At 39.6% G+C, this 24,693-nt stretch carries 20 protein-coding genes; 5 read left to right on the forward strand and 15 right to left on the reverse strand.

Translation table 11 applies throughout. The features are described from left to right. Window positions 1-93: 93 nt before the first annotated feature. Window positions 94-585, forward strand: a complete 492-nt coding sequence (locus tag H6G59_RS19280) for a pentapeptide repeat-containing protein (RefSeq protein ID WP_242038923.1) — start codon at window positions 94-96, stop codon at window positions 583-585. 209 nt (window positions 586-794) lie between these two features. Here the strand turns inward: H6G59_RS19280 and H6G59_RS19285 are convergent, their stop codons facing one another. The 11 genes from H6G59_RS19285 to H6G59_RS19340 form a co-directional block, all read right to left on the reverse strand. After that, on the reverse strand, window positions 795-2,135 hold the full coding sequence (locus tag H6G59_RS19285) for a TldD/PmbA family protein (RefSeq protein WP_190717276.1): 1,341 nt from the start codon (window positions 2,133-2,135) through the stop codon (window positions 795-797). Window positions 2,136-2,350: 215 nt separating this feature from the next. Then, entirely contained in the window at window positions 2,351-3,823 is a 1,473-nt protein-coding gene (locus H6G59_RS19290; protein ID WP_190717279.1) for a TldD/PmbA family protein, read from the reverse strand. A gap of 262 nt (window positions 3,824-4,085) precedes the next feature. Beyond that, window positions 4,086-8,207, reverse strand: a complete 4,122-nt coding sequence (locus H6G59_RS19295; RefSeq protein WP_190717281.1) for an amino acid adenylation domain-containing protein — start codon at window positions 8,205-8,207, stop codon at window positions 4,086-4,088. A gap of 779 nt (window positions 8,208-8,986) precedes the next feature. Beyond that, window positions 8,987-11,707 (reverse strand): DNA mismatch repair protein MutS, encoded by a 2,721-nt coding sequence (gene mutS, locus H6G59_RS19305; protein WP_242038925.1) that lies wholly within the window; start codon window positions 11,705-11,707, stop codon window positions 8,987-8,989. Between the two features lie 153 nt (window positions 11,708-11,860). After that, window positions 11,861-12,379, reverse strand: a complete 519-nt coding sequence (locus H6G59_RS19310; RefSeq protein ID WP_190717283.1) for a hypothetical protein — start codon at window positions 12,377-12,379, stop codon at window positions 11,861-11,863. 8 nt (window positions 12,380-12,387) lie between these two features. Further along, window positions 12,388-13,575 carry an AAA family ATPase gene (locus H6G59_RS19315; RefSeq protein WP_190717285.1) on the reverse strand — a complete coding sequence of 396 codons (1,188 nt, stop codon included), beginning with the start codon at window positions 13,573-13,575 and terminating at the stop codon, window positions 12,388-12,390. A gap of 216 nt (window positions 13,576-13,791) precedes the next feature. After that, the gene (locus tag H6G59_RS19320) at window positions 13,792-14,436 is read right to left on the reverse strand and encodes a DUF4276 family protein (RefSeq protein ID WP_190717287.1); all 645 of its coding nucleotides are present in this window, start codon (window positions 14,434-14,436) and stop codon (window positions 13,792-13,794) included. Further along, on the reverse strand, window positions 14,430-15,623 hold the full coding sequence (locus H6G59_RS19325; protein WP_190717289.1) for an AAA family ATPase: 1,194 nt from the start codon (window positions 15,621-15,623) through the stop codon (window positions 14,430-14,432). The genes H6G59_RS19320 and H6G59_RS19325 overlap by 7 nt, the downstream gene beginning before the upstream one ends. Before the next feature lie 57 nt (window positions 15,624-15,680). Beyond that, window positions 15,681-16,775 carry an AI-2E family transporter gene (locus H6G59_RS19330; protein ID WP_190717291.1) on the reverse strand — a complete coding sequence of 365 codons (1,095 nt, stop codon included), beginning with the start codon at window positions 16,773-16,775 and terminating at the stop codon, window positions 15,681-15,683. A gap of 108 nt (window positions 16,776-16,883) precedes the next feature. Further along, window positions 16,884-17,327 (reverse strand): NUDIX hydrolase, encoded by a 444-nt coding sequence (locus H6G59_RS19335; protein ID WP_190717293.1) that lies wholly within the window; start codon window positions 17,325-17,327, stop codon window positions 16,884-16,886. Between the two features lie 2 nt (window positions 17,328-17,329). Further along, on the reverse strand, window positions 17,330-17,746 hold the full coding sequence (locus tag H6G59_RS19340) for a hypothetical protein (RefSeq protein WP_190717295.1): 417 nt from the start codon (window positions 17,744-17,746) through the stop codon (window positions 17,330-17,332). Between the two features lie 139 nt (window positions 17,747-17,885). Between H6G59_RS19340 and folD the strand changes: the two genes are divergently transcribed. From folD to H6G59_RS19355, 3 genes are all read left to right on the forward strand, one after another. Further along, complete coding sequence (gene folD / locus H6G59_RS19345; RefSeq protein ID WP_190717297.1) at window positions 17,886-18,764, forward strand: bifunctional methylenetetrahydrofolate dehydrogenase/methenyltetrahydrofolate cyclohydrolase FolD; 879 nt, start codon at window positions 17,886-17,888, stop codon at window positions 18,762-18,764. Window positions 18,765-18,944: 180 nt separating this feature from the next. After that, complete coding sequence (gene crtE / locus H6G59_RS19350; protein ID WP_190717298.1) at window positions 18,945-19,874, forward strand: geranylgeranyl diphosphate synthase CrtE; 930 nt, start codon at window positions 18,945-18,947, stop codon at window positions 19,872-19,874. A gap of 173 nt (window positions 19,875-20,047) precedes the next feature. Continuing rightward, entirely contained in the window at window positions 20,048-20,503 is a 456-nt protein-coding gene (locus H6G59_RS19355) for a divergent PAP2 family protein (protein WP_190717300.1), read from the forward strand. Window positions 20,504-20,595: 92 nt separating this feature from the next. Here H6G59_RS19355 and H6G59_RS19360 read toward each other — a convergent pair whose 3' ends face one another. From H6G59_RS19360 to H6G59_RS19375, 4 genes are all read right to left on the reverse strand, one after another. Continuing rightward, on the reverse strand, window positions 20,596-21,297 hold the full coding sequence (locus tag H6G59_RS19360; protein ID WP_190717302.1) for a hypothetical protein: 702 nt from the start codon (window positions 21,295-21,297) through the stop codon (window positions 20,596-20,598). 626 nt (window positions 21,298-21,923) lie between these two features. Next, a complete protein-coding gene (locus tag H6G59_RS19365; RefSeq protein WP_190717305.1) occupies window positions 21,924-22,253 on the reverse strand; it encodes an MgPME-cyclase complex family protein in 330 nt (109 codons plus the stop codon). 64 nt (window positions 22,254-22,317) lie between these two features. Then, window positions 22,318-23,037, reverse strand: a complete 720-nt coding sequence (locus H6G59_RS19370) for a SnoaL-like polyketide cyclase (protein ID WP_190717307.1) — start codon at window positions 23,035-23,037, stop codon at window positions 22,318-22,320. Window positions 23,038-23,158: 121 nt separating this feature from the next. Next, the gene (locus H6G59_RS19375) at window positions 23,159-23,878 is read right to left on the reverse strand and encodes a pyridoxine 5'-phosphate synthase (RefSeq protein ID WP_190717476.1); all 720 of its coding nucleotides are present in this window, start codon (window positions 23,876-23,878) and stop codon (window positions 23,159-23,161) included. Between the two features lie 173 nt (window positions 23,879-24,051). Here H6G59_RS19375 and H6G59_RS19380 point away from each other — a divergent pair, with 173 nt between their 5' ends. Beyond that, window positions 24,052-24,693 (forward strand): Uma2 family endonuclease, encoded by a 642-nt coding sequence (locus H6G59_RS19380; protein WP_190717309.1) that lies wholly within the window; start codon window positions 24,052-24,054, stop codon window positions 24,691-24,693.

Consider the following 24,693-nt stretch of genomic DNA (forward strand, 5'->3'; position numbering starts at 1 on the left):
ATTTATTTAACATTAATTTCAGAAAAATATTTTAGCGATGCCTGTTTTTAACTTGGCGATCGCACTTTTTTTGCCCCACCTCACAAAATCGCGTTGCTCCCAGTTGATCTCAGTGGTGCTAACTTGAGTGAAGCCACGCTGCGTTATGCTGATCTCAGTGGTGCTAACCTGAGTGAAGCCATTTTGAATAGGACATCTGTGAGCGACGCTAATCTAGCAGGTGCTAATTTGAAAGGTGCTAACATGATCAATGCTAGGCTAGAGCGGTCAAATCTGAGTGATGCCGAACTTACAGGTGTGAACTTGTATGGTGCAATTATGGCAGATGTGAAACTGCCTAGAGCCAAATTAAGTCACGCAAACCTGAGTTTTGCCAGGTTGAGTAGAGCAGATTTAAGTCGGGCTATCATGCGTCAGGCTAATCTCACCGAAGTAGATTTGGTTGATGCTTATCTTGCTAGAACAGACTTGACTGGTGCTAATTTAAGTAAAGCAACTCTAATCAGAGCAGAAATGAGTAGTACAAATCTGACGGGTGCAAATTTGCGTGAAGCGATAATGCCTGATGGAAAAATTAACTACTAAAAACATCAGACAGTTTTTCAGTAATTTATTTTTTGGTGTTCCCCAACATACCGTAAACTTATGAAAATGGTGGGTTACGCTGTCGCTCTAGCGTTCGCACAGCCTGTGCTTTGCACTTAGCCATGCCCGCAAGGGCTTTACCCACCCTACTAAACATTATTGATCACTAATAAATGCGGCTTACTTTCTTACTATCTGGTGAAAATATCTTACTCTCCAGTAATCGAAAGTTCATTCACCCAAATTCTGGGAGAAACTCCCCCTGGTGTTAACTCCACCTCTTTCTCTACATAAACAATTGACTGCAAGACTTCCAAGAAATCACCAGCTACAGTTGCCGACTCAATACTGGTTTTTTCACCTTTGTTAATTAGCCAACCATCAAACGGCAAAGAGAAGGAACCTTGTAAAGATTTTACACCTGCATGGAGAGCTTGTAAATCATCAATCAAAATCACATTTTCCGCAGTTTCCAAACTCAATTCCTCCGCAGGTGTTCCGGCTGCAAAAACGTGATAAAAATTGGGACTAACGCTCACCTTTGCGCCAATACTAGCATTACCAGTAGGTGTAGTATTGAACCTTTTAGCAGTTCCTGAACTGTGCAGAAAGCTGGTTAAAACACCATTTTCTATCAACTTTACCTGACGGGTAGGAGTACCTTCACCATCAAAAGTTTCTGCACCAACATTAGCTGGATGTAAAGCATCATCATAAACTGAAAGTAAAGGTGAAGCAATTTGTTTACCGATATCTTCAGCTTTAGATAAACTTTGATTGTCAAGAATACTTTGAGCATTGAATAAATTAGAAAAAGCACCTAATAAACTCAAGAAAGCTTCCGGTGAGAAAACAACTCGATATTTACCAGTTTTGATTTTTTCATAGTTCAAATGGCTGATAGTTTTCTGTGCCGTTTCCTGAATACAACCAGCAATATCTAAATCAGCTAAACTTTCCTTAACTCGATAAGCACCTGCACTGCGTGGTTTCTTATTTTCTTCCTCTGTTTTGGTGTAAAGATAAACCGAAGCTAAAGAATGAGATTCTGTTCTCACAGCACCATCACTATTAACATAAAACCTGTCAATATCCCTTTGAGCCAAACCATTATAAGGCACACTAGTAATAGCAGGATGAGTAGCTAGAAGTTGTTTTTCTGCTACTAAAAGTTTCTCTATCAGTTCAGAAACTGGGGCTTGGGGAGCTTTCTCATGACGTGTATTATGAATAGGAATAGTTGCTTCTGGACTAAAATCAGGGATATTTTCCTTCACGCCAAAAAAACTAGCTTCATAAGCAGTTTTTAAAGCCAATTCTAACCCCTTGGGATCTACATCTGTAGTGCTAGTCACACCCATTGTATTGTCTTCATTCCAGACTCTAACAGTCACTCCAGAACGATTAGAAGCCTTAACTTGTTTGGGTTCACCTTGGTCAACTTGCACACTTGTATCATCTACAGTTGAACCGTAAATATCAAACTTTTTAATGCCCAGTTTAGCGGCATTTTCTTGAGCGTAAGTTGCGATTTCTTGTATTTTTGTCATATTTCAATTCACAATGAAAATCTCAGAACATGGTAGGTTGGAGAGCCACCGTTGTGGACGGGTTTCCCGGCTTGAGACGAGTGGCGTTTGACGCAAGGAAACCCAACACAAATAATTCAACAAAACGAACTCTTTTGTTGGGTTGCGCTGTCGCTTAACCCAACCTACATAAATTTTTGATCATTCACAATCCAAAATCCAAAATCTAAAAGTCCTTACCGTCCACCAACAGTAATAGAATCAACCTTAATATGAGGCTGTCCAACTGTGGTGTAAATGCTGCCACTAACAGAACCACAGAAGCCGGGTGCAAGTGCTAAATCTTGGGAACACATGGAAATTTTATTCATAATTTCCTTAGCTTCACCAATTAGCGTAGCGCCTTTTAATGGTTTGGTAAGTTTACCATTTTCTATTAAATAAGCTTCATCAACACTAAAGTTAAATTGACCTGTAGCACCAACACTACCGCCACCCATTTTTTTACAGTAAATACCTTTATCAACAGAGGCAAATAAATCTTCATTGGTGTATTCGCCTGTATCAATATAAGTATTCCGCATCCGACTAGCGGCGGCAAAAGTGTAATTTTGACGGCGGCCACTGCCGGTTCTGGGATGTCCGGTGCGAACTGAACCTGTTCTATCAGCTAAGAAATTTTTGAGAACACCTTTTTCAATTAATAATGTTCTTTGGGCTGGCATTCCTTCGTCATCCATATCAATTGTCCCGAAGGCATTATCAGCGCGTCCTTCATCCCAAGCTGTCAGACTTTCGTGGGCAATTTTTTCGCCTTTTTTATCAGCAAAGGGTGTGGTGTTACGTTCAATTTGGGTAGTTTCTAACAGGTGTCCGCAGGCTTCATGGAAAATTACGCCGCCAAAGTGATTGGCCATGATAATGGGGTAAGTTCCTGATTCTACGTAATCTGCATAAAGCATTTTACCAGCTGATTCGGCGATTTGTTCAGATGCTTGTTGATAATCCCAAGTTCTCAGGAAGTTAGCATCACTGGTGTTACCTGCACGTTCAGCAATGGAAGCACGGTTAGCACCGTCAGCACAGAGAATATTAAATCCTACGGACTGGGTAAGGCGAATATCACGAGCAAATGTACCATCACTGGCAGCAACTAAAACTTCTTGCCAGTCACGGAAATAGGAAGCGCGGCGTGATTGGACGTGGGTAGCTTTTTTGTGGAGTTGGGCAGTACCATCAAGGAGAACTTCTCCCATTTCGCGGATGGAACTACATAGAGGTAGCCAGCCATCTTTGCCGCGTTTGGTGGCGTAGTCTCTCAGTAATTCGAGGTTAATTTCGGGGATGAAAGCATTAGCTGTAGGTAGTTGTAATCCTAAGATAGAAAGACCTTTTTCTAAGGCTGCTTTTAACCCGGAAAATGTCAGGTTATTGGTGCTGACGTAGCAGTCAGCTTTGCCACGAAATACTCTAACTCCTGCACCTGTGGCTAAACTGGGAGAAATGCTGGTGATGATGTCGTCTTCTGCTAAACAACTGATGTAGTTACGACGTTCTAAATAGAATTCGATAAAATCAGCACCAGCGGCGCGTCCTAGTCCTAAAAGGGTTGCCAGCGGGGCTTCCCAGGTTTCATCAAATCGTTCTGAGGTGGATGAATACTGGAGGGAGGGGAGTTGATTGGAGAGAAGTAGGGTATTTGTAAGCATGAATTGCCTCGTCTGCTGGCGTTATCTACAGATGTGACTGAAAAAATCCTGGTGTGTTCAGTCTAACAAATCCATGGAAGCGGCTGTTGGCAGTTAGGCAGTAGTGGTTTCCCCACATCTTATCTTTCAACACCAGAAATGAAGTGAGGAAATAATGTAACTTTTCACACTAAAAGAGCTTTGTCATCTTTTGTTTGCACCTTGGCTTTGTCTGGGAGAGGCGATTTCCTGTTTGCTCATTTTGGGTTATTTATCAATGATTTTACCGATTTACCACTTCGGCAGCGCTATGGGTTTTAATCATCCGATTTGATAGGATAATCGCGTTTTCTTCCCAGTAATTTTCTTGTGCTTGCTCTAAGCAAACCTGCAATTTTTCTGCTAAAACCTGCACATTGGGTTCATCTAACATCCCTAAATGTGTACCTGGTACATCATAGATATCTAAACCTTTCTGAGCTAGATGTTTCCAGCCTCTATCTGTTTCATAGCGACACCATCTCAACATTTCCTTAGTAGTAAATAGAGTTACTCGACCAGGATAAGCCTGAGGAACATAATCTGCCATTGTTGCCCGTTTTAGAGTTTCTATGAACTCCATATTGTCAGGGTTGCTATCTTCAGAAAAAGTGTAATTATTCCACAGGTCATACTTGCTATGAGGATTCCCAGTTAAGAGTGACCGCAACCAGTCCATCTTAGCTAGAAAATAGTACCATTTAGCTCGTAGCGATAGTTGTAACAAGGTACGCCCGTAAGCATACATGGTATGGCTGAGGGAGGGATTTTCGATATACAGCCTGGGGTTATAGGTATCGAACATTGCTAATAGAGCCACCTGCTCACCTTGGGCTGCCAACTGCTGACCCATCTCAAAAGCAACTATACCACCACTAGAGAAACCAGCTAATAGATAGGGTCCATGAGGTTGGACAGTGCGAATTTCTTGAATGTAATGAGCAGCCATGTCTTCAACCCTGGTGTGAGGAGGCTGTTTACCATCTAGTCCTTGTGCTTGTAGTCCATAAATCGGTTGTTCTGAATCTAAGTAACGAACTAGGGTTTGGTAGCCAATGATATTTCCACCAAGAGCATGAACCAGGAATAAAGGAGGTTTACTACTCCTAACCGACTGAATAGCTACTAGAGAAGACCAAGAAACGGGATCGTTTTCTTGACTGAGAATGTTCGCTAACTCTTCTATTGTTGGTGAATGAAATAAGGTAGCCAGAGGCAGTTTTTTACCAAGTTTCTGTTCGATTTGGGTGAACAATTTCACAGCTAATAGGGAATGTCCCCCCAACTCAAAGAAATTATCTTTAACTCCAATTGAGTTAATACCTAATACTTGTTTCCAAATCTCAGTTAATTGGAATTCTATGGCGTTGCTAGGAGCAATAAAGGCTTTTTCTAAATTGGGTCGTGTTTGGTCAGGTATGGGTAAAGCCGAACGGTTTACCTTACCATTAGCTGTTAGTGGAATGTAGTTAATAGGTATCAAGGTACAAGGAATCATGTACTCTGGTAATTTCTTTTGTAGAAACTGCCGTAATTCGTTGATATTTTTGGGTGCATATTGTTGATTTAGCACTATATAAGCCACCAGTCGCTTATATCCTGGTTCATCTTCCCTGGCGATAACTACTGTTTCTTCTACTCCGGGGTGTTGTGCGAGTACGCTTTCAATTTCTCCCAACTCAATGCGGAAACCACGAATTTTTACTTGATGGTCAATTCTTCCCAAGAATTCAATATTACCATCTGGGAAATAGCGGGCTAAATCTCCTGTTTTATAAAGTCGTGATTCGTGATTTTTACTAAAAGGATTAGGAATAAATTTTTGTGCTGTCAGTTCTGGTTGATTTAAATAACCAGAAGCTAAACAAACTCCACCAATATACAAATCCCCGGCTACACCAATGGGACAAGGATTAAGGTAAGAATCCAGAATATAATATTGTGCATTTTGGATAGGTTTACCATAGGGAATACTCTTCCAATGTGCTTCTACTTTACCAATTGGATAATAATTAGACCAAACTGTGGCTTCGGTTGCTCCTCCTAAACTAATTACTTCCACTTCTGGAAATGTAGTTTTTAGTAAGTCTGGTAATGTGACTGGTATCCAATCACCACTCATAAATACCAACCGCAACAAGGGATGACAATTACTAGATTTAACTGTGGGGAACAAGGAAGCTAACTGTTGTAATGCTGGGGGTGCTGAATCCCAAAAAGTAATCGGTTCATGGCAAAGAATGTTTAATAAAGCTTCTGGATCTCTAACATCTTGATTAGACACAACCCGAATAGAACCACCTGCGGCTAGAAGTCCGAAAATGTCATAAACTGATAGATCAAAACACAAAGATGTGATAAACAAAATTCTGTCAGAGGAATTAACATTAAATGTTTTGTTAACCCAGGAAATCAGATTGATAACAGGTTGATGACGCACAACTACACCTTTTGGTGTTCCTGTAGAACCTGATGTAAAAATTATGTAGGCAATATCATCAGAATTAACAGATGTGTTTAAGTTTTCTTTAGGTAATTGATCTAGATAGGAACGATTCCATATTTGCTGATTTCCCCATTGTTTCGCTGCAACTTTATCTAAACAAATTAAGTGTTGTAGTGCGGGAAGTTGTGTTTCTAATTCCTGAATGTTAGATAATAACTTAGTTTGGGTAACTAAACAATTAATTTGCAGTGAAGACAGGAGTAATTGAATACGTGCTTGGGGAAAACTGGGTTCTAAGGGTACATAAGCACCGCCTGCTTTTAAAATTCCCAAAATGGCGGGAATCATCTCTAAGGAACGTTCTAGATAAACTGCAACCAGTACGCCTGGTTTGACTCCTAATTCTTTAAGTTTATGAGCTAATTGATTCGCTTGAAAATTAAGTTCTTGGTAAGTTAGTTGCTCCTGCTCAAAGACAACAGCAACAGCTTCTGGTGTTTTTTCTACCTGTGATTCAAATAGTTGATGGATACAAATTTGTTGATTAAAATCTGCGGCTGTGTGATTCCACTCTATTAATATTTGATGTTGTTCATCTGCTGTTAATAGGGGTAATTCTCCTAGAGTTTGCCAGGGATTTGTGGCTATGCTGGATAATAAGGTTTGCAGATGTCCCAGCATTCGCAGAATTTTATCGTCGTTAAAACTGCGTTGATCATATTTTATTTTTAGTAAAAGTTCGGTTCCTGCATTACCAACTAATGTCAGAGGATAATTTGTTTGTTCTTCTAGCTGTACTTCCCAGTTTTTCCATTTTTCATCATGGGAATATAAAGCCTGATTTAATTCGTAATTTTCAAATACGACAAGACTATTAAATAATGAACTTCCACCAGCAACATCACTCCAACCCTGAATTTTTACTAGGGGAGTATGTTCATATTCTCGCAAGGTTAACCACTGCGATCGCAATTCTTTTAACCAAGGAAGTACAGGTGTTTCTCCTGATATTTTTACTCGTATTGGTAGGGTGTTGGTTAATTGTCCTACCATTGATTCTGATCCAGGTACAGATGAATAACGACAAGCTCTAGTTGCACCGAAAACAACATCACTTTCACCACTATAACGACTCAATAATATAGCCCAAGCTGCCTGTATTAAAGTATTGAGAGTGAGTTGATGTTGCTTTGCTAAATCTTCTAATATCTGAGTGTTTTTTGCTGATAGTCTAATTTCTTGCTCTCCAAAACCGCTTTTTTGATGGGGATTTTGGTCTAATAATAAAGGAGTTGGTGCAGTAAAACCTTTAAGTAATTGCTGCCAAAAACTTGCACTTTTTGACCAGTCTTGTTGATGTAACCATTGAATATGATTTTTATAAGAATGCGGTTGCATGATTTCTATATCCTTTCCTTGATAAAAAGCTTGATAAAAAGTAAAAACTTCTTTGAGAATGATGAGTAAAGACCGACCATCTAGCAAAGCATGGTGAAAAGTCCAAACAAATTGGTACACAGATTCACTTAACTGAAATAATGCTAAACGCATTAATGGTGCTGTATTTAGCTGAAATCCTAGTGTGCGATCGCTCTGAAGATAAGTCCGCAATTTATGCTTTTGTTCGGTGTCAGATAAGCTACTCCAATCTTGTTCTTCCAGAGAAAGAATTACTTGTTTATGTACTAGTTGTAGTGGTTCATTTTCGTTTGACCAATCAAAGCTACTTCTTAAAATTGCGTGTCTTTCTACAACTTTAAGCCATGCTTGTTGAAATATATTAACATCAAGCTTTTCCTGCACTAAACAAATAACCTGCTCAATATCAACTCCAGACTGTTGAGCAATTAGGCTATTAAACAACATTCCTTCCTGTAGAGGTGAAAGTTGGTATGAATCTTCTAGATTTGTTGATTTCATTTTAGGTTAATTGATAAATCCTGGCAACAAAAAGTTGATTTGATTAGCATTCGCTCGATAATACCAGATGTTTTTATAATGAGATGAATAGTTATTTAACTTACTACCAACCTCAATGTCAACTACATCAAATTTATTTGGCAAACTACTATTTTAGTGATGGTAGATATGTTTTGCCATGATTAACACCAACTCATTAATACAGCACTTAAGAAAGTTCTGCCCGTTACCTGTAACTTTAAGTTATTTTTTTGTATTTTTTGTATTGTTTTTGTATATTTTTGATTAATTATTTTCCTTGTATAAACTTTATACAATTTACAATAAATACTTTGTTTGATTTGTAGCATCTATTTAGTAAATAGGGATACATTTCTGAAAAATAAAGTATAAATCAGGACTTACGCGAAACCAAATTAAAGTAGCGGTAATTCATGAATTACCACTACGCAAGAATTAGGTTTTCAGTTACATCTTCCGTAAGTCCTATAAATAAAGATTTGATGAGGGAAACTGTCTGATAGCGTTCACGTAGTGTGCCGTAGGCATAGCGTGGCGTAAGCCATATCAGGATTTCCAGGATTTAAGGATGAACAGGATGAAGTCTGGGATTTGATCACCAATTACCCATTACCATCCTCAACTAGATAACTAGTACAACACGGCGTAAGTTAAGCAACTATTAAAAATACTGAAAAAGCCTGTTTAATCTACTTTTTAAATTTTTAATTGTTAATTTTTAATTCCGAGAAAGCGGTACTAGCAACTTGGGTAAATAATTAAAGTCCTTCTCGCAAACCCATAGCAATTTTACTATGCTTTTCAATTTGTCCCATTACCTGTTTTGCCCGTTTGATTACCACCGCCGGTAAACCTGCTAATCTTCCTGCTTCTATCCCATAGGATTTATCAGCGCCACCGGGTTGAACTTGATGTAAAAAGATAATTTGATCAGGTAACTCTTTAACGGTTACTTGATAATTTGCAACATTAGAAATAATAGTAGCCAATTCATTTAACTCATGATAATGGGTAGCAAAAATCGTCCGCGATTTAATATCAACGGCTAAATATTCAGCCACAGCCCAAGCAATTGATAAACCGTCAAAAGTTGCTGTCCCGCGTCCAATTTCATCTAATAAAACCAAAGATTGAGCAGTTGCATGATTGAGGATATTTGCAGTTTCATTCATTTCTACCATAAACGTAGATTGACCAGTAGCTAAATCATCTACAGCCCCAACACGAGTAAAAATGCGATCGCAGATTCCCAACTTAGCAGAACGCGCCGGCACAAAACTTCCCACCTGCGCCATTAACTGAATCAAACCCACCTGTCTTAAATAACAACTCTTCCCACTAGCATTTGGCCCCGTGAGAATCACCAAATCAGGATAGGAAGATGGGGAGGTGGGGAGATGGGGAGGTGGGGAGATGGGGAGTAAATTCTTCTTCCCTTCTTCCTTCACTTCTTTCTTCTCTTCGAGACGCTGCGCGAACGCGTCCTTTCCTTCTCCTGTCGGAGACGCTGCGCGAACGGAACGCTGCGCGAACGCACCTTCGCGGTTCGTTTCCTTCCCTCCTAACCAAGTCGAATTCGGGACAAAAAACCCAGCAGGTAAAGACTGTTCCACCACCGGGTGACGACCATCAATAACCGCAATTTCCCGTCCTGTCAGCATTTCCGGGCGACAGTAACCTTGATGTACAGCCAAATCAGCCAAACCACATAATACATCTGCGGCGGCGACAGCGCGAGAAATATTGCGGATTATTTCGGCATGATTACCCACTTCATCCCGTAATGCGTCAAAAATCTCATATTCCAACTGATTTAAATCATCTCGCGCTGTGAGAATTCGCGCTTCTCGTTCTTTCAAATCAGGAGTAATGTAACGTTCCTCATTTGTCAGGGTTTGTTTGCGAATGTAATTATCGGGAACTTGGTCAGATTTACTGCGGGAAATACTGATATAATAACCAAAACTCTTATTAAATCCTACCTTCAAAGTCGGGATTCCCGTTCTCACTCTTTCATCAACTTCTAAATTCGCAATCCATTGTTGATCACTTTCTACAGTAGCTTTTCTTTCATCCAAAAGCGCATTGATTCCTGCCCGAATTAAACCACCTTCTTTTAAATGTATAGGTGGTGATTCAACGATATGAGCGTGTAACTTTTCTGCTAGTTCTTCTAGGATAGGAGGGACTTTTTGTAAAGCTTTCAAGAAAGGTGATCGCGCATCTTCGACTAAGCGAGATAATTCAGGTAAACGGGAGAAAGAATCAGCTAAAGCCACTAAATCCCGTGCATTAGCTCTACCAGAAGCTGCTCTGACCGTTAAACGTTCTAAATCGTAAATTTGCCTTAATAAATTCCGCAAATCCTGACGCAAAGGCGTATTTTCTACTAATTCTTGAATGGTATCTTGGCGAGATTTAATTCCTTTAATATCAAGTAGCGGTTGTAACAACCATCTTCTTAAAGCCCTGCTACCCATTGCGGTGCGAGTTCTATCTAAAGCCCATAATAGAGAACCGTGAAATGTGCCATCGCGGACTGTTTGAGTAATTTCCAGGTTACGGCGGGTTTGATGATCGACAATTAAATAATCAGTCAGGGTATAGGTGCGTAATAATTGCAGGGAGACTGGATTGGCTTTTTGTGTATCTTCGATGTATTCTAAAAGACCACCAGCGGCGCGAACGGCGAGAGGGAGATGTTCACAACCTAAACCTTCAAGCGATCGCACTTTGAATTTCTGCAATAGTTTACTTCTAGCTTCGGCTTGGGAAAAGGGAACTTGCGATCGCAAACTATAACAAAATGTAGGTGGTAAACATTGGGGAAGAGAGGGCGAAGTTTCCCCTGGACGCAGTAAACTACCTAAATCTGGGGCGTTAGTGGGAAACAGCACTTCGGAAGGTTGTAAACGCATTAACTCCTGCGTCAGGTGTTCTAAATCACTACCTTGAGATGTGAGAAATTCCCCAGTTGAGATGTCTGCATAAGCTAAACCCCAATGATTGACAGCAATTACCACAGCCGCCAGGTAATTATTACGACTAGCTTTCAGCATTCCCTCTTCTAATAAAGTCCCAGGTGTGAGAATGCGCGTTACTTCTCGCTTTACTAAACCAATAGCATCAGCCGAGTCTTCCACTTGGTCGCAAATCACCACAGCGTAACCTTTTTCCACCAGCAGGGTTGTGTAGCGTTCCCAAGCGTGATGCGGTACACCAGTCATAGCGACGCGTCCGACTTCACCACCGTGTTTACTGGTTAAAACTAATTCTAGTTCTCTGGAGATAGTGACAGCATCTTGGAAGAAAGTTTCAAAAAAATCACCTACTCGGTACAGTAGCAACGCATGAGGATATTTATCCTTGACTTCTACGTAGTGCTGATACATTTTACTCAGTTTGCTACGGTCTTCTACCAGATTTGTATCGGTAAGTGGTGTGTTTGGGGGATTTGGTTCTGGTGTGGAAGTCGTCATGGTAGATGCTGAGAATTTAGGCACAGATTAGGCACTCTATGCGATCATAGCTTGATGTGGGGTGCGATCGCGAAGCGCTCCGCAGGAATCGCTTAAGGTTTTTTAATTTTTTTCTCACGCAGAGGCGCAAAGGCGCAAAGAGGAAGAGAGAGATTATGATTTTCTGCGATCACTACGACGTGTAAGTGGAGGTGTAGCTGGTTCATAAGCTTTCAATCCTTTATCACCTGTAAAAATTTCTACTTCAAAACCAGTGTTAGCGTAGAATTGAGCTACATTTTTAATTGTGGCATCCCCTAGAGAAATGTTACAAGACGCTAGTGTAGGCCATTCTAAGGCTAACTCTTTCAGCTTTTCTTTGCTCCAAAGTTCATCTAACTCAGTAGTAAAAACAGCCCAAGGTATGATTCCATCAGCTACTTTTACTAAAATATCAGCAAAAGCTTGAGCAATTTCATATCGCATTGAATTAGCTTGGGCAATATGATTGCCAGTTTCTATAATAGTTGCTAAAGGTAATATAAAATCTGTTCCTTGTTTTTCTTCTTCTTGAAACCGTATTTCAACTCTTTTTTTATCCCATTTGTCATTATCATTACCACAGGTTTCTTTACCTGGAACACCTAGATAAACACAAAGTATTGATGTATCAATAATCAGAATCTTTCTCATAATATGCTTTACTTTTGATTAGAAAGACTCTTTTCAATTGCGCCTTTAGTGGCTAATCTTCCCAAAGTACCTGATGCTAGTAACAGGGGCAGATTTTCAATATCTTCTAAAAGTGTAAGTTTACTTTCTCCGGTTTCCGAATCTCGATGTGCAACAACTACAAAGGGAACTATTTCTGAACCGAAAGCATCAAGTAAAGCTGGGTTATGGGTAGTGAGTAAAATATCAATATTGCGTTTACTGCCAATTTCTTTTAATATTTTTACCAGTAATGCTGCGCGGGAAGGATGTAAACCATTATCTATTTCTTCAATTACAATTTGACTACCTTCTGGGCGTGTGAGTAATGCTGTGAGAATGGCTAGAAAGCGCAATGTTCCATCTGACATACTTCTAGCATCAATTTCTGTGATTTCTCCTGGTTTCCATTCTTCTTGGCAATATAGCATAGCATCATTTCTGAATCTACCAACTTTTTCAGCCCATACTTTTTTAATATCACCTTCCGGTAAATATTTTATGTATTCAGATAAAGTTGATTCTACTTGTGCTTTTTGTTCATCAGTTAATGCTGCTATTACACCGGCGATATTTGAAGAATCACTTTCTAGAGTTTCAGATAAGTGTGAATAATCACGCATCTTAGAAGGAATAGGATTGAGAATAAAAATATTTTGAATTGCTTCTAATATTTGAGTAATATTGTTATCTGATTCGCCAGATTCTTCATCTAAAAATTCCAACTTCATGGGAATAGTTTTATTTTGTGATAAACTATATCCATAAGTCAATTTATACAAGTAATAACTATCTACATAGTTCTGATTATTATTTTTATACTCTTGAGTTAATATAGAATTTTCTAAAATACGAGCCAAAGGTTGTGTCGCTACTTCTATATTATAAATATAATCAATGTCACTATCTTTTAACTGAACTGAAGCTTTTAGTGAGAATTTATTTTCAGGTTTGTGTGCTGCCCATTCTACTCCACCACGAATAGCAGGAAGCATTTTATCGCCTGCTAAAGCAGTTTTAACATCTTCACCTCTAGCTATTCTTTGTAAAAATTCCAAAGCTTCAACCACATTAGATTTACCACTTGCATTAGTTCCAATCAGAACCGTCAAAGGATCAAGTGGAAGTTCAGCATAACGGAAACTTTTCCAATTTTCGAGAATGAGTTTTTTCAGCATAATCAACACCAAATATATTTTAGTTTAATCAAGCAGGGAATTAATTCCCTGTCTCATAGCTGAAGTCGGTTCAAACCGACTATTTCTATCTCCATAAATTATAATATATATAGTAGGTTTTAACCTACTTGAACTATTAGCAAGGAAATTCATTTCCGGGCGGGTGTAGCAGCTAACAGAAGAATTGATATATTTATAATATGAATCAAATTGTCTCTATTTTGCGTCAGTGTTACTAGTTGATTCAGTCATTTTTGATATGATAGTTTTAAAAAGGCGATCGCAATAAGGGGAAGCTTGACAAACCTTAGATACATCTAGCAATTCTAACAGTTTATAGGCGTGTTTTATTTTGTGATATTCTCCCTTAGTGGTATTAGCCGTAGCAGTTTTAAGAGTAGGTTCTAAATTATCTTTTGCAATAGTTTCCACATTAGCATTTTTGGGAATAGCATTTTCTTTAAATCCCTGTCCATAAAATTTTTTCAGAGTTTCAATATCAGCAATAAACCAAGCTTCCATTGTTTGTACCATTAAATGGCAATTATCATCATCAACTCCTGCTGGTTTATCCCAATTATCCCTAAATTTCAAATGTTCCCAAGGAGAGTTTATTTTCACAGGTGCTTCTGCATCAACTAGTAATACATTAAAAGCATCGGGATGAGATTTTAAAGCATTTTTAAAGTCACGGAAGGCATTATTACGAGTACCGCAGATAGTGATATTCCATTTAATCTTCTTGCTTTTTGCCAATTCTACTAATGGTTTGAAAAACTGACTAAATCCCTGTCTAATTAAAGATTTTGTTTTTTGGCTATCACCACCACCTTCTATATAAATACGAACTTCTTTTACCATCTATTTCCCCCTATTTCACCCATCCGCCATAAATCTCCTAAAGTATAATTTTCTAACCAATTTTTTAGTTTATCAGGTTCAAGCCGACGGAGGTGAGTTCCTGTATCATCTCTTTCACAAACTATCACTGATTCAGGATATTCACTCAAAGCAGAAACTAAAGTATCAGAGTGAGTAGTTATAATTAATTGTGTTCTCTGAGATGCTTCTATTAACATTTCTGCAATAGTTGGTAAAATATCTGGATGTAAACCAATTTCTGGTTCTTCAATACAAATTAAAGGTGGTGGAGTTGGATCTAAAAGTAAAGCCATTAAAAATAAATAACGCAGTGTTCCATCAGATAAACGATTTGCAGAAATTGGTTGAATCAAACCTTCTTCCCGAATGAATATTTGTACCGTACCACCATATATTCTTACATCTAAGTCTTCGGCTTCTTCATAGAATTTTTGCAAACATTCAATAATTTTTCTATTACCTAATTTATATTTTAAATCATTTAAAACTAGACCTAAATTACTCGCATCTTCTAATAAAGGATGTTGTGGTAAATCAGCTTTTTGAGCATTTCTTGGTTCTGAATATCGCCCCATTTGCCAATGACGATATAAACCTATTTTAGAAAATTCTGTACTCAGATAAGAAAGTTCAGGATATAAATCAGGATCTTTCCTCTGAGATAAAACTGACTGATCTGGAATTAAATCTTCTCTGCGGAGATGTCTTTCAAATCTCTCACTATCATCCTTGATTTTGTTGATATTTAAAACAGGACGACCATTTTGATAACGATAATAAAAATATACATCTTTTTGACCTTCATAAGCTTGTTCATTTTGTAGGAATTCATCCACTAATTCTAGTCTTTGTCCTACTTCTGTGAGACTTAATTGGTAATGTAGATTTTTCTCGTGTCTTTCTGGATAATTTAAGATCACATCTATATTAGCTATAGAACTACCTTTCCATAAAAATTCATTGATACCTCCACCTTGACGAAATGGTGCTGGTAAATCTGTCGGTGTTGCTTTTAGAATACTAATAGCTTCTATCAAATTAGACTTACCAACAGTATTACGACCAATTAACAAATTTAGCGGTTCTAATTTTATTTCTTCCCCCTCACTTCCATAGGAAAGAAAGTTTGTTAATTTAATTTTGTGAATAAATCTTTTACCGTCCATTTACTTCTCCTATTTACTCATCTAAACTTTATCAAAATTCTCACCCTCAAACAAACCTCAGCGAACCTCTGCGTTAACCTCAGCGCTCCTCTGCGTTTCAATTACCTCCTCAACCTTCCTCAACTCACCCACGCGCCAACTATCAGCAAGATCCTTAATAAAACTAGCGATAGGAATAGCCACCAACAAACCCAAAACACCGCCCAACTTCGCACCCAACAACAAAGAAATCACCACCCAAACAGGATTTAAACCAGTCAAACTTCCTAAAAGACGTGGTGCGACAATATTAGAATTTACTTGATCAATAGCCACAGCAATAGCCGCAACTTCTACCCCTTCCCAAAAATTTTCTAAAGCCACCAACAAACTAACAATACCAATACCTATCCCTGTACCAAAAGGGAAAAGAGAGAAAAAGCCAATAGCAATTCCAAAAAGTAAAGCTAAAGGAACACGCAGCGCCACAAATGCTAATGTCACTGTCACCGCTAAAACAGCGCCTAATGTTGCTTGTCCGATGAAATAATTTTGGAAATCTTCTCGGAGTAATTCTCTCACTTTTGTACCGATTTGGGGCGGAAACCATTGATAAATTCCATCCCACAAACGTTCACCATTTAATATCAGGTAAATAGTTAATACTACCGCCAGCACAATATTAACTAAAACGCCAATAGTATCAAAAGCAAAACCCAGAATTTTACCAGTAAAAGACTGAAATTGATTAGAAATTCTTTCTAAGATTTGAGTAGCTAAACCACTGACATTTACAGGTAACTGTTGTGTAGCTGCCCAATTGAGGAAAGCTTCTAATTGTTGATTCCCTGAATCAATCCAAGCAGGGAGAATATTAACGAATTCATTCAGTTGTGCGAAAATTAGCGGCAGCAAGATAACTCCTACAGCCCCTAAAATAACTACAGCTAATAGTAATACTCCGACAATTGCTAAGTTACGCGGTACTCCCCGTTTATGAAAAAATTTAATCGGATAATCCAAGACAAAAGCTAGTAAAATAGCACTAGCAACTAAACTTACCAAAGGTTGAAAATACTGTACAACCTGAATTAATAACCAACCGTTAAGAATGGCAACGGGAAAGGCTAATCCCACACTTAACCAGCGGGGTAGTTTGTTGACTGTTTGCATTAGATTCACTCCACCACAGTTATAAGTTTATTGGGGTATCAGATGACTGCTTCTCTGTGTAATATCATTGTTTTATTAACTTAACCTCTCCCTCTTGCAGCAGATTCTTTAATTGCTTTCGGGAAAACTTTTGTTAATAAAGTCCAGCATAATGCGTTGGTGCATATCTCCAAATGGCCGCACTTCACCGGCTATGGAAGAATAACAACTACCCTGACGAATATCATCTGGTGTCAATAAACCCATATCCCAGCCTTCGTTTAGCACTAATTGATCTAATCCCACTAATAAAGGTGCTTGAAAAACATGGCGAACGGCTTTTTCATTGGGATAAACGCCGAATTTGGTAAAAGAAGGTAACTCATAACCGATTTCTTCGATAATTTCTCGGACAAGTGCTATCTCTGGGGTTTCACCAGGTTCGAGATGTCCACCAAACAGCCCCCAAGATCCAGGATAGTTAATACCGGGAATGTCGTCTCGCAATTGCATGAGAAATTTGCCGTTTTGGTAGAGAATAGCGATCGCAACATGAGGTACTTGATTACTCATAATTATTCTTCTTCTAGGTAAACTTCCCCGTACTCTTTGCCGGCTAAAGGGATACTTTGGTATCTTACCTTACCCTTAAATATTACCTGTTGTCCCACTTGGAGATTGTTTTGATGAGTGAGAACCCAGATTTTGCCTGTTGAGTCGTTAATTTGATAAGCTTTCTGCTTAATTAGGGGAGCTTCCTTTTCTACCTTACCTTGGATGTAAACTGTGGTCTGATTCTTTGATGCTGGTTTAATTTCTCGAATCGGCGTGGCATTAGCACTAAGTATCAGGTTACTGGTAGCAGAATTTCTCGAATTACTACAACCATAAAGTTCAAATACCAGCAAACAAGCCAATACTAGATGAAAGAACCTTAGAGAAGAAATTTTTGCTTGTTGCCTCAAACCAAGCCATTTAAATAATTTTTCCATTTATGCTTACCTTATCGCCAGGTTCCATTCATCCTAGCCATAGATTAAGCTGTTGGGCTGACAAATTGAACTTTTCAGCAAGCTTCACTTGGGGGCTGCTAGGGATTTAAAATAAAGGCCGATCCTCTCTGCAATTGTCATGGAAACAAAAACTGCCAAACTGCTCGATGGTAAAGCATTAGCGGAAAAAATTTACAAAGAACTAGCTGCGACTATTGCAGAATTAAAACCCAAAATCGGTCGTCCCCCTGGTTTAGCAGTGCTAATGGTTGGTGATAATCCAGCCTCAGCAGCTTATGTCCGCAACAAGGAAAAAACCTGCGCGAAAGTGGGTATTACCTCCTTTGGTCAGTATTTTCCTACCAACACTACCTTCACAGAACTAGAAGCGGTGATAGCACAACTTAACCAAGATGAACAGGTGGATGGAATTCTGGTACAGTTACCTTTACCTGGACATTTAGATAGCATCGCTCTTTTACATCAAATAGAACCCGACAAAGACGTAGACGGACTACACGCGGTTAACTTAGGACGACTGGTGCGGGGAGAAGCAGGTTTACGCAGTTGTACCCCAGCTGGTGTCATGCGACTACTGGAAGAATATAAAATTCCCCTGGAGGGAAAACAGGCAGTAGTGGTAGGACGAAGTATTTTGGTAGGTAAGCCCATGGCCTTGATGCTATTAGAGGCTAATGCTACAGTTACTATCGCTCATTCGCGATCGCAAGACTTAAAAACTATCACCCAAAATGCTGATATTCTCATTGCAGCAGCAGGTCTTCCCGGATTAATCACTGCTGATATGGTGAAACCGGGCGCTGTTGTGGTAGATGTGGGGATAAATCGTCTCACTGATAGCAGTGGCAAAAGTCATTTAGTCGGTGATATCGACTTTGCAGCAACTGCTAGGGTGGCAGAATATCTCACCCCAGTCCCTGGTGGCATTGGACCGATGACGGTTGCTATGTTATTGCAAAATACAGTATCTAGCTATTTACAAGCCACAAACCATTAATGAGTGATAATTATTCCTAACTAACTGTGCCGATTTGAGATTTTTTTGTCAATTCCCCTAGTTTCAACTATGGAATAAATCTAAAATCCCAAATTGAATCATGAGTGAGTGTTTCTGCCCCAGCACACCGTAAAATTGTCACACATATCTCAAGCAACCGAAAATTTTAGGATCTGAAGAATGGTAGCAACGGATAACTTTCAAAAAACAGCAGAAGCCGCCAGGTTTAACCTCGCTGCCTATCTCAAAGAACGGCAAAAGCTGTGTGAAACTGCCCTAGATTTGGCAATTCCGGTCGTTTACCCCGAAAAAATTTACGACGCAATGCGCTACTCCCTTTTAGCAGGTGGTAAGCGTGTGCGTCCCATTCTTTGTCTGGCTACCTGTGAAATGATTGGTGGAACAATCGAAATGGCCATGCCTACAGCTTGTGCTGTGGAAATGATCCACACTATGTCGCTGATTCATGACGATTTGCCAGCAATGGATAATGACGACTATCGTCGCGGTAAATTGACAAATCACAAGGTCTACGGCGAAGATATTGCGATTTTGGCAGGGGATGGCTTATTAGCCTTAGCTTTTGAATTTGTCGCCACCCAAACACCCCAAAATGTCCCTAGAGACCAAGTTTTGCAGGTGATTGCTCGTCTCGGCAGGGCGCTGGGAGCCGCTGGTTTGGTTGGCGGTCAAGTGGTAGATTTAGATTCAGAAGGTAAGTCAGATATTTCCCTAGAAACTCTGAATTTTATTCATAACCATAAAACCGCCGCCCTGTTAGAAGCTTGTGTCGTTTGTGGCGGAATTTTAGCCGGGGCATCAGCTGAAAATATCCAAAAATTAACTCGTTATTCTCAAAATATTGGGCTGGCTTTCCAAATTATCGATGATATTCTGGATATCACTGCTACCCAAGAGCAATTAGGCAAAACCGCAGGTAAAGACTTAACAGCCGAAAAAGTCACCTATCCCAGCCTGTGGGGAATTGAGGAATCACGTTCTAAAGCACAACAACTAGTTGAGTCGGCTTGTACAGAATTGGCATCCTTTGGAGAAAAAGCCCTACCTCTCCAAGCGATCGCTCATTATATAGTTAGTCGCAATCACTAGTAGTCTGTCAAAAGGCAAAAGGCAGAAGGCCGCTATGCTGAAGGATTTCCAAAATATCTATCTGTAAGCGTGATTTCTGCTTTGCTAGGTAAATTGGGAATTTTGAGTTCTACTAAACATCGTTCCTCAACACACAACCGCTGCTCATAATTTAATCACCTAACCAAAATACCATGCAGGACATAGGCGACATTTTCAACAACCGGGTGCTGCTGGTTGCCCTTGTAGCTTGTTTTGTTGCTCAAGCATTAAAACTCATTGTTGAGTTGGTCAAAAATCGCAAACTGAATGTGCGTGTTTTAGTGACAACCGGCGGAATGCCCAGCGCCCATTCAGCTTTGGTGACAGCCCTCGCAGCTGGTGTTGGACAAACTATCGGTTGGGCATCTGCTGAATTTGCTTTAGCTACTGTTTTTGCCATCATCGTCATGTATGACGCAGCTGGAGTTCGCCAAGCCGCAGGTAAGCAAGCTCGAATACTCAATCAAATGATTGATGAGTTATTTGATGAAAAACCAGATTTTAGCCAAGACAGGCTCAAGGAACTACTTGGACATACTCCCGTTCAAGTCATAGCTGGTTCTGCTTTGGGTATAACTATTTATTGGTTGGCTAGGACTGCTTATTAGTTATTGGTCATTGGTTATTGGTCATTGGTCATTGGTCATTGGTCATTGGTCATTGGTCATTGGTTATTGGTCATTGGTCAATTGATAACTGATTATTTGACACTTACCACTGAGCGCAGCAACATCACTTTTTTTCCATCTGCTAAGAGGGCAAAAAAACCATTTTCGCTCAGTTTTTGTAATGTCTTGTATGCTTCTTGTTGGTTAGTCGTATAAACAGCTAACAAGTAAGGGCGCTGTCCATAGGAAACAAGACCTACATTCCCTCCTACTGTTTTTTGCACACTACTTGCTATTTCCGGGCGGTTGAAATAATCTACCAGTACGGCAAAACCATCTCCTAAGACTTTGGGATTATAGCTGACTGTCTGAGATGGTATTGTTGCTCTTGGTATTGTTGTTGTTGGTATTGTTGTTGTTGTTGTTGGTATTGTTGGTATTGTTGCTGTTGGTCTTGTAGTAATAATGGCAGACAAGCCGACAATATTGTTAACATACTTAGCCCAGCGGTTGGCATCATCAATTTTGTTAAACCCACCAATCCGCGTTACTGTCTCGTTAAGATATTTGCAGGTAACAGTCTTGAGATCAGATGGTAAGGCGCTTCGCAACTGTTTTTGATTATTCGCTGTGGGACTGACTACTAATAAAAGATACTCTCCTGCACTGGGAGGTTGACAAGTAGGAAGGGTTTGTTGAGCAGCAACTGGACTAATCCTACCAATGAAAGGGGCTATGGCTAATAATAAAATACTGGGTAAAGTCGGAAATCTTTGCACAAAAGGTATATACATAAAATTGTAGGTTCTCAAAATATTTCTCAAAATCTCTGTTCTCTAGGGGACTTCCAAATCAAAAATCTTCATATCAAGTCCGGCTAATTGCTTATCAAAAAAACTCGACCCGTCCCCGCGTCCCCGTGTCACCCCTAATGATAAGTCTTTAACCGGACATTATATCTAGTACAACACGGCGTAAGTTAAGCAACCATTAAAAATACTGAAAAAGCCTGTTTAATCCACTTTTTTAATTTTTAATTGTTAATTTTTAATTCCGAGAAAGCGGTACTAGTTCCTTTGGGTTCAATATTCCTAGATTTGCAGTAGCAGTAGGAAATCAATATAAATGAATATTTTTAATTGATCTCCTCTACTTAGGTAAGCGTCCAGAACATAGTATATGGCCGTGGACAGGGTGGTTAGGACATCTATTGATAATGAAACTCCCACTACAAGAGGGTTTTACTCCTGAACGGCAGTTGACGGCAGTTGCTTCAAGTCGGGAAACCCGTCCACCGCACTGCCTCTTTTATGCCGACGGCAGTTCCTCTTTGGGGAAACCACCAAGACCGGACTGCCTTGGAAACCCGTCCACCGGACTGCCTCCTCCTGACTCCTGACTCCTGACTCCTGCTATACTATTATGAAACTGTAGTTAAAGCAGCTAAAGCATCAGGAATCGTTGCTGAAGGCGCGTTGAATTCCCCGGTAATGACATATTCTAGGCGCAATTTCAACCAAGTAATAAATTGCGAGTTGGTAGAAATAATTGCCACAGGAGGCTTAGGACACTTGGCTTTTATCTTTGCAAATTCCGGTGCTTCCAGAAAAGCTGGTTGCTTGACTAACCAAAAATCAATTTGCTTTTCTTGTTCGTGGTAATTACGGGTGCGTTCCTTCAAAACTTCGTGTATTGGTTCTTCTTCGAGTAGAAAGTGTTGACTAGCCAAAACGTAATAGTATGTTTGCATCTTCATCCCTTGGTTACTATTTAATAATTTATAGGGTACAGGAGTCTGACTGTACCCTAATAAGTTAACTTTTCTTGGATCTCTTAAACCAAGAACTGAAGGGACAGCCACCACCCTTATTTTCACTACTTACCTGTTTACCACCTGCTGTCAGCTTTTCTAAGAACAGGTTGTTGTCAAAATAGTGTTCTAAGGAAAGAACCTTTAAATCATCGGTTACATGAGCTACACTCATACCAATAATTTCTACTGTTTCTCCAGTCGGTGCAAAGTCTTTATATGCACCCTGAAAATGTCCCCAGTGTCTCCACTTGAATGTAACATTAGGTGGACCAGAGTAAACTTCCAGCAGTTCCCAGGGAAAGCCTTGCGGAAATGTACTGTGGAACAGTTTAGCTGATGATTCAAAACTTTCTTCTGAAGCTTTGTAATGTTGGGAATCAGCCATGAAGAGATTGTAAGTACCTTGGGCAGATAAATCTGCTGCTGTATACTCCTTACCTCCGTTGGTACTGACACGAAGCTGATCATTCACCACAGATAACCATTGCTGGGGGTTACTTTTAAAAGATACCTCCATCTCAAAGGTTCTCACCAAGTTTTGGACGATCGCTTCTAGTGTACCTTCAAGGTGATTGCGAGTACTTTCTTTAGCCAGATTTTCTTTGGAACGGCTATAATCCGGTGGTGTCTGATAACGCCATTCCGCATGGGTACTGTATGCAATCACTGTATCCCGATCCTGTACCCAAAGAGGCAGGTTGTTAGGCTGTGTGGAAGTCATAGAAGTCTGAATTTACAAATGTGACTCTAGATTTTTCAGGATTACGCAGCTAACTTCCCTCTCGTTCAGTTATCAGTTATCAGTTATCAGTTATCAGTTGCTAATGACTAATGACTAATGACTAATGACCTAGTATGGCTTCTTTCATTTCGCGGACGGCTCTTTCTATTCCTACTAAAGCTGCCCGACTGATGATAGTATGACCAATATTTAGTTCTTCCATGCCTGGAAGCGCCGCCACGGGGTAAACATTCCAGTAGGTGAGTCCGTGTCCAGCATTTACTCGCAACCCAGCTTTAATCGCTTTTTCACAGCCTTGAGCCAATAAAGCTAATTCCCGCTGGCGGGTTGTTTCGTCTTTAGCCTCCGCATACTGTCCAGTGTGCAGTTCAATAAACTTAGCTTGCACCTTGACAGAAGCTTCGATTTGTGCTGATTCGGCATCAATAAACAGACTCACGGGAATGCCAGCATTTTGCAGTTTATCAACTATCTCACCTATTCTAGCAATTTGCCCGACAATATCCAAACCGCCTTCTGTGGTTACTTCTTCGCGTTTTTCGGGTACTAATGTTACATAATCGGGTTTGATGTCGAGGGCAATTGACAACATTTCATCAGTTGCAGCCATTTCTAAGTTTAGGTGCGATCGCACCGTTTGCCTTAAAATTCTCACATCTCTGTCTTGAATATGTCTTCTATCTTCCCGTAAATGTACGGTAATTCCATCAGCACCTGCTAATTCTGCCAACACCGCAGCCGCTACAGGGTCGGGTTCTACAGTCCGTCTGGCTTGACGAATAGTTGCGATATGGTCAATATTTACACCTAGTGTAGGCACGCCTGTTTTCTCCTGTTTCACTGTCTTTTAAATTTTGATTTTAACCAATTCAGGGGGTATGAGTAAGTTGGTGTTAAAAATTGTCGTTATGATCAGGCAACGAGTAGCGAGTAGGGGAGAAAATAAATAATTACGAATTACGAATTACGAATTACGAATTACAAAGAGGCAATATGCTTTTAGAACTGCAACAAATTATTGTCAAACCAGGTCAACAAATGTTACTCAAAGATGTTAGTTGGCAGCAATTAGAAAATATTTTAGAAGAAATGGGAGAAAGGCGTGCTGCACGTATTTCTTATAGTGATGGTTGGTTAGAAATCATGGTTCCTTTACCTGAACATGAAAAAGATAAAGAACTTATTGGTGATTTAGTTAAACTTTTATTAGACAAACTCGAAATTGATTTTGAACCTTTTGGTTCTACGACACTTAAAAATGAGAAAATGCGGCAAGCTGTAGAACCAGATACCAGTTTTTATATTCAAAATCAAGCTGCTGTAATTGGGAAAAATCGCCTAGATTTAAATAATATAGATCCACCACCAGATTTAGCTATTGAAATTGATATTACTTCTCGGACTCGATTTGAGAATTATGAAATTTTAGGAGTTCCTGAACTTTGGAGATATAAACAACAAGGTTTGGAAATTTTCTTGTTACAGGAAGGGAAATATATAAAGTCTCAATTTAGTCCTAATTTTCCTAATATTCCAATTTTGGAATTAATTAATGAGTATGTGCAGCAGTGTTTAACTATTGGGAGAAGTCAAGCGATGCGGAATTTTAGGAGTTGGGTAAAGGATCATTTGTAA

Origin of the sequence: Anabaena lutea FACHB-196 (assembly GCF_014698305.1) — a bacterium.
Taxonomy (GTDB): domain Bacteria; phylum Cyanobacteriota; class Cyanobacteriia; order Cyanobacteriales; family Nostocaceae; genus Anabaena; species Anabaena lutea.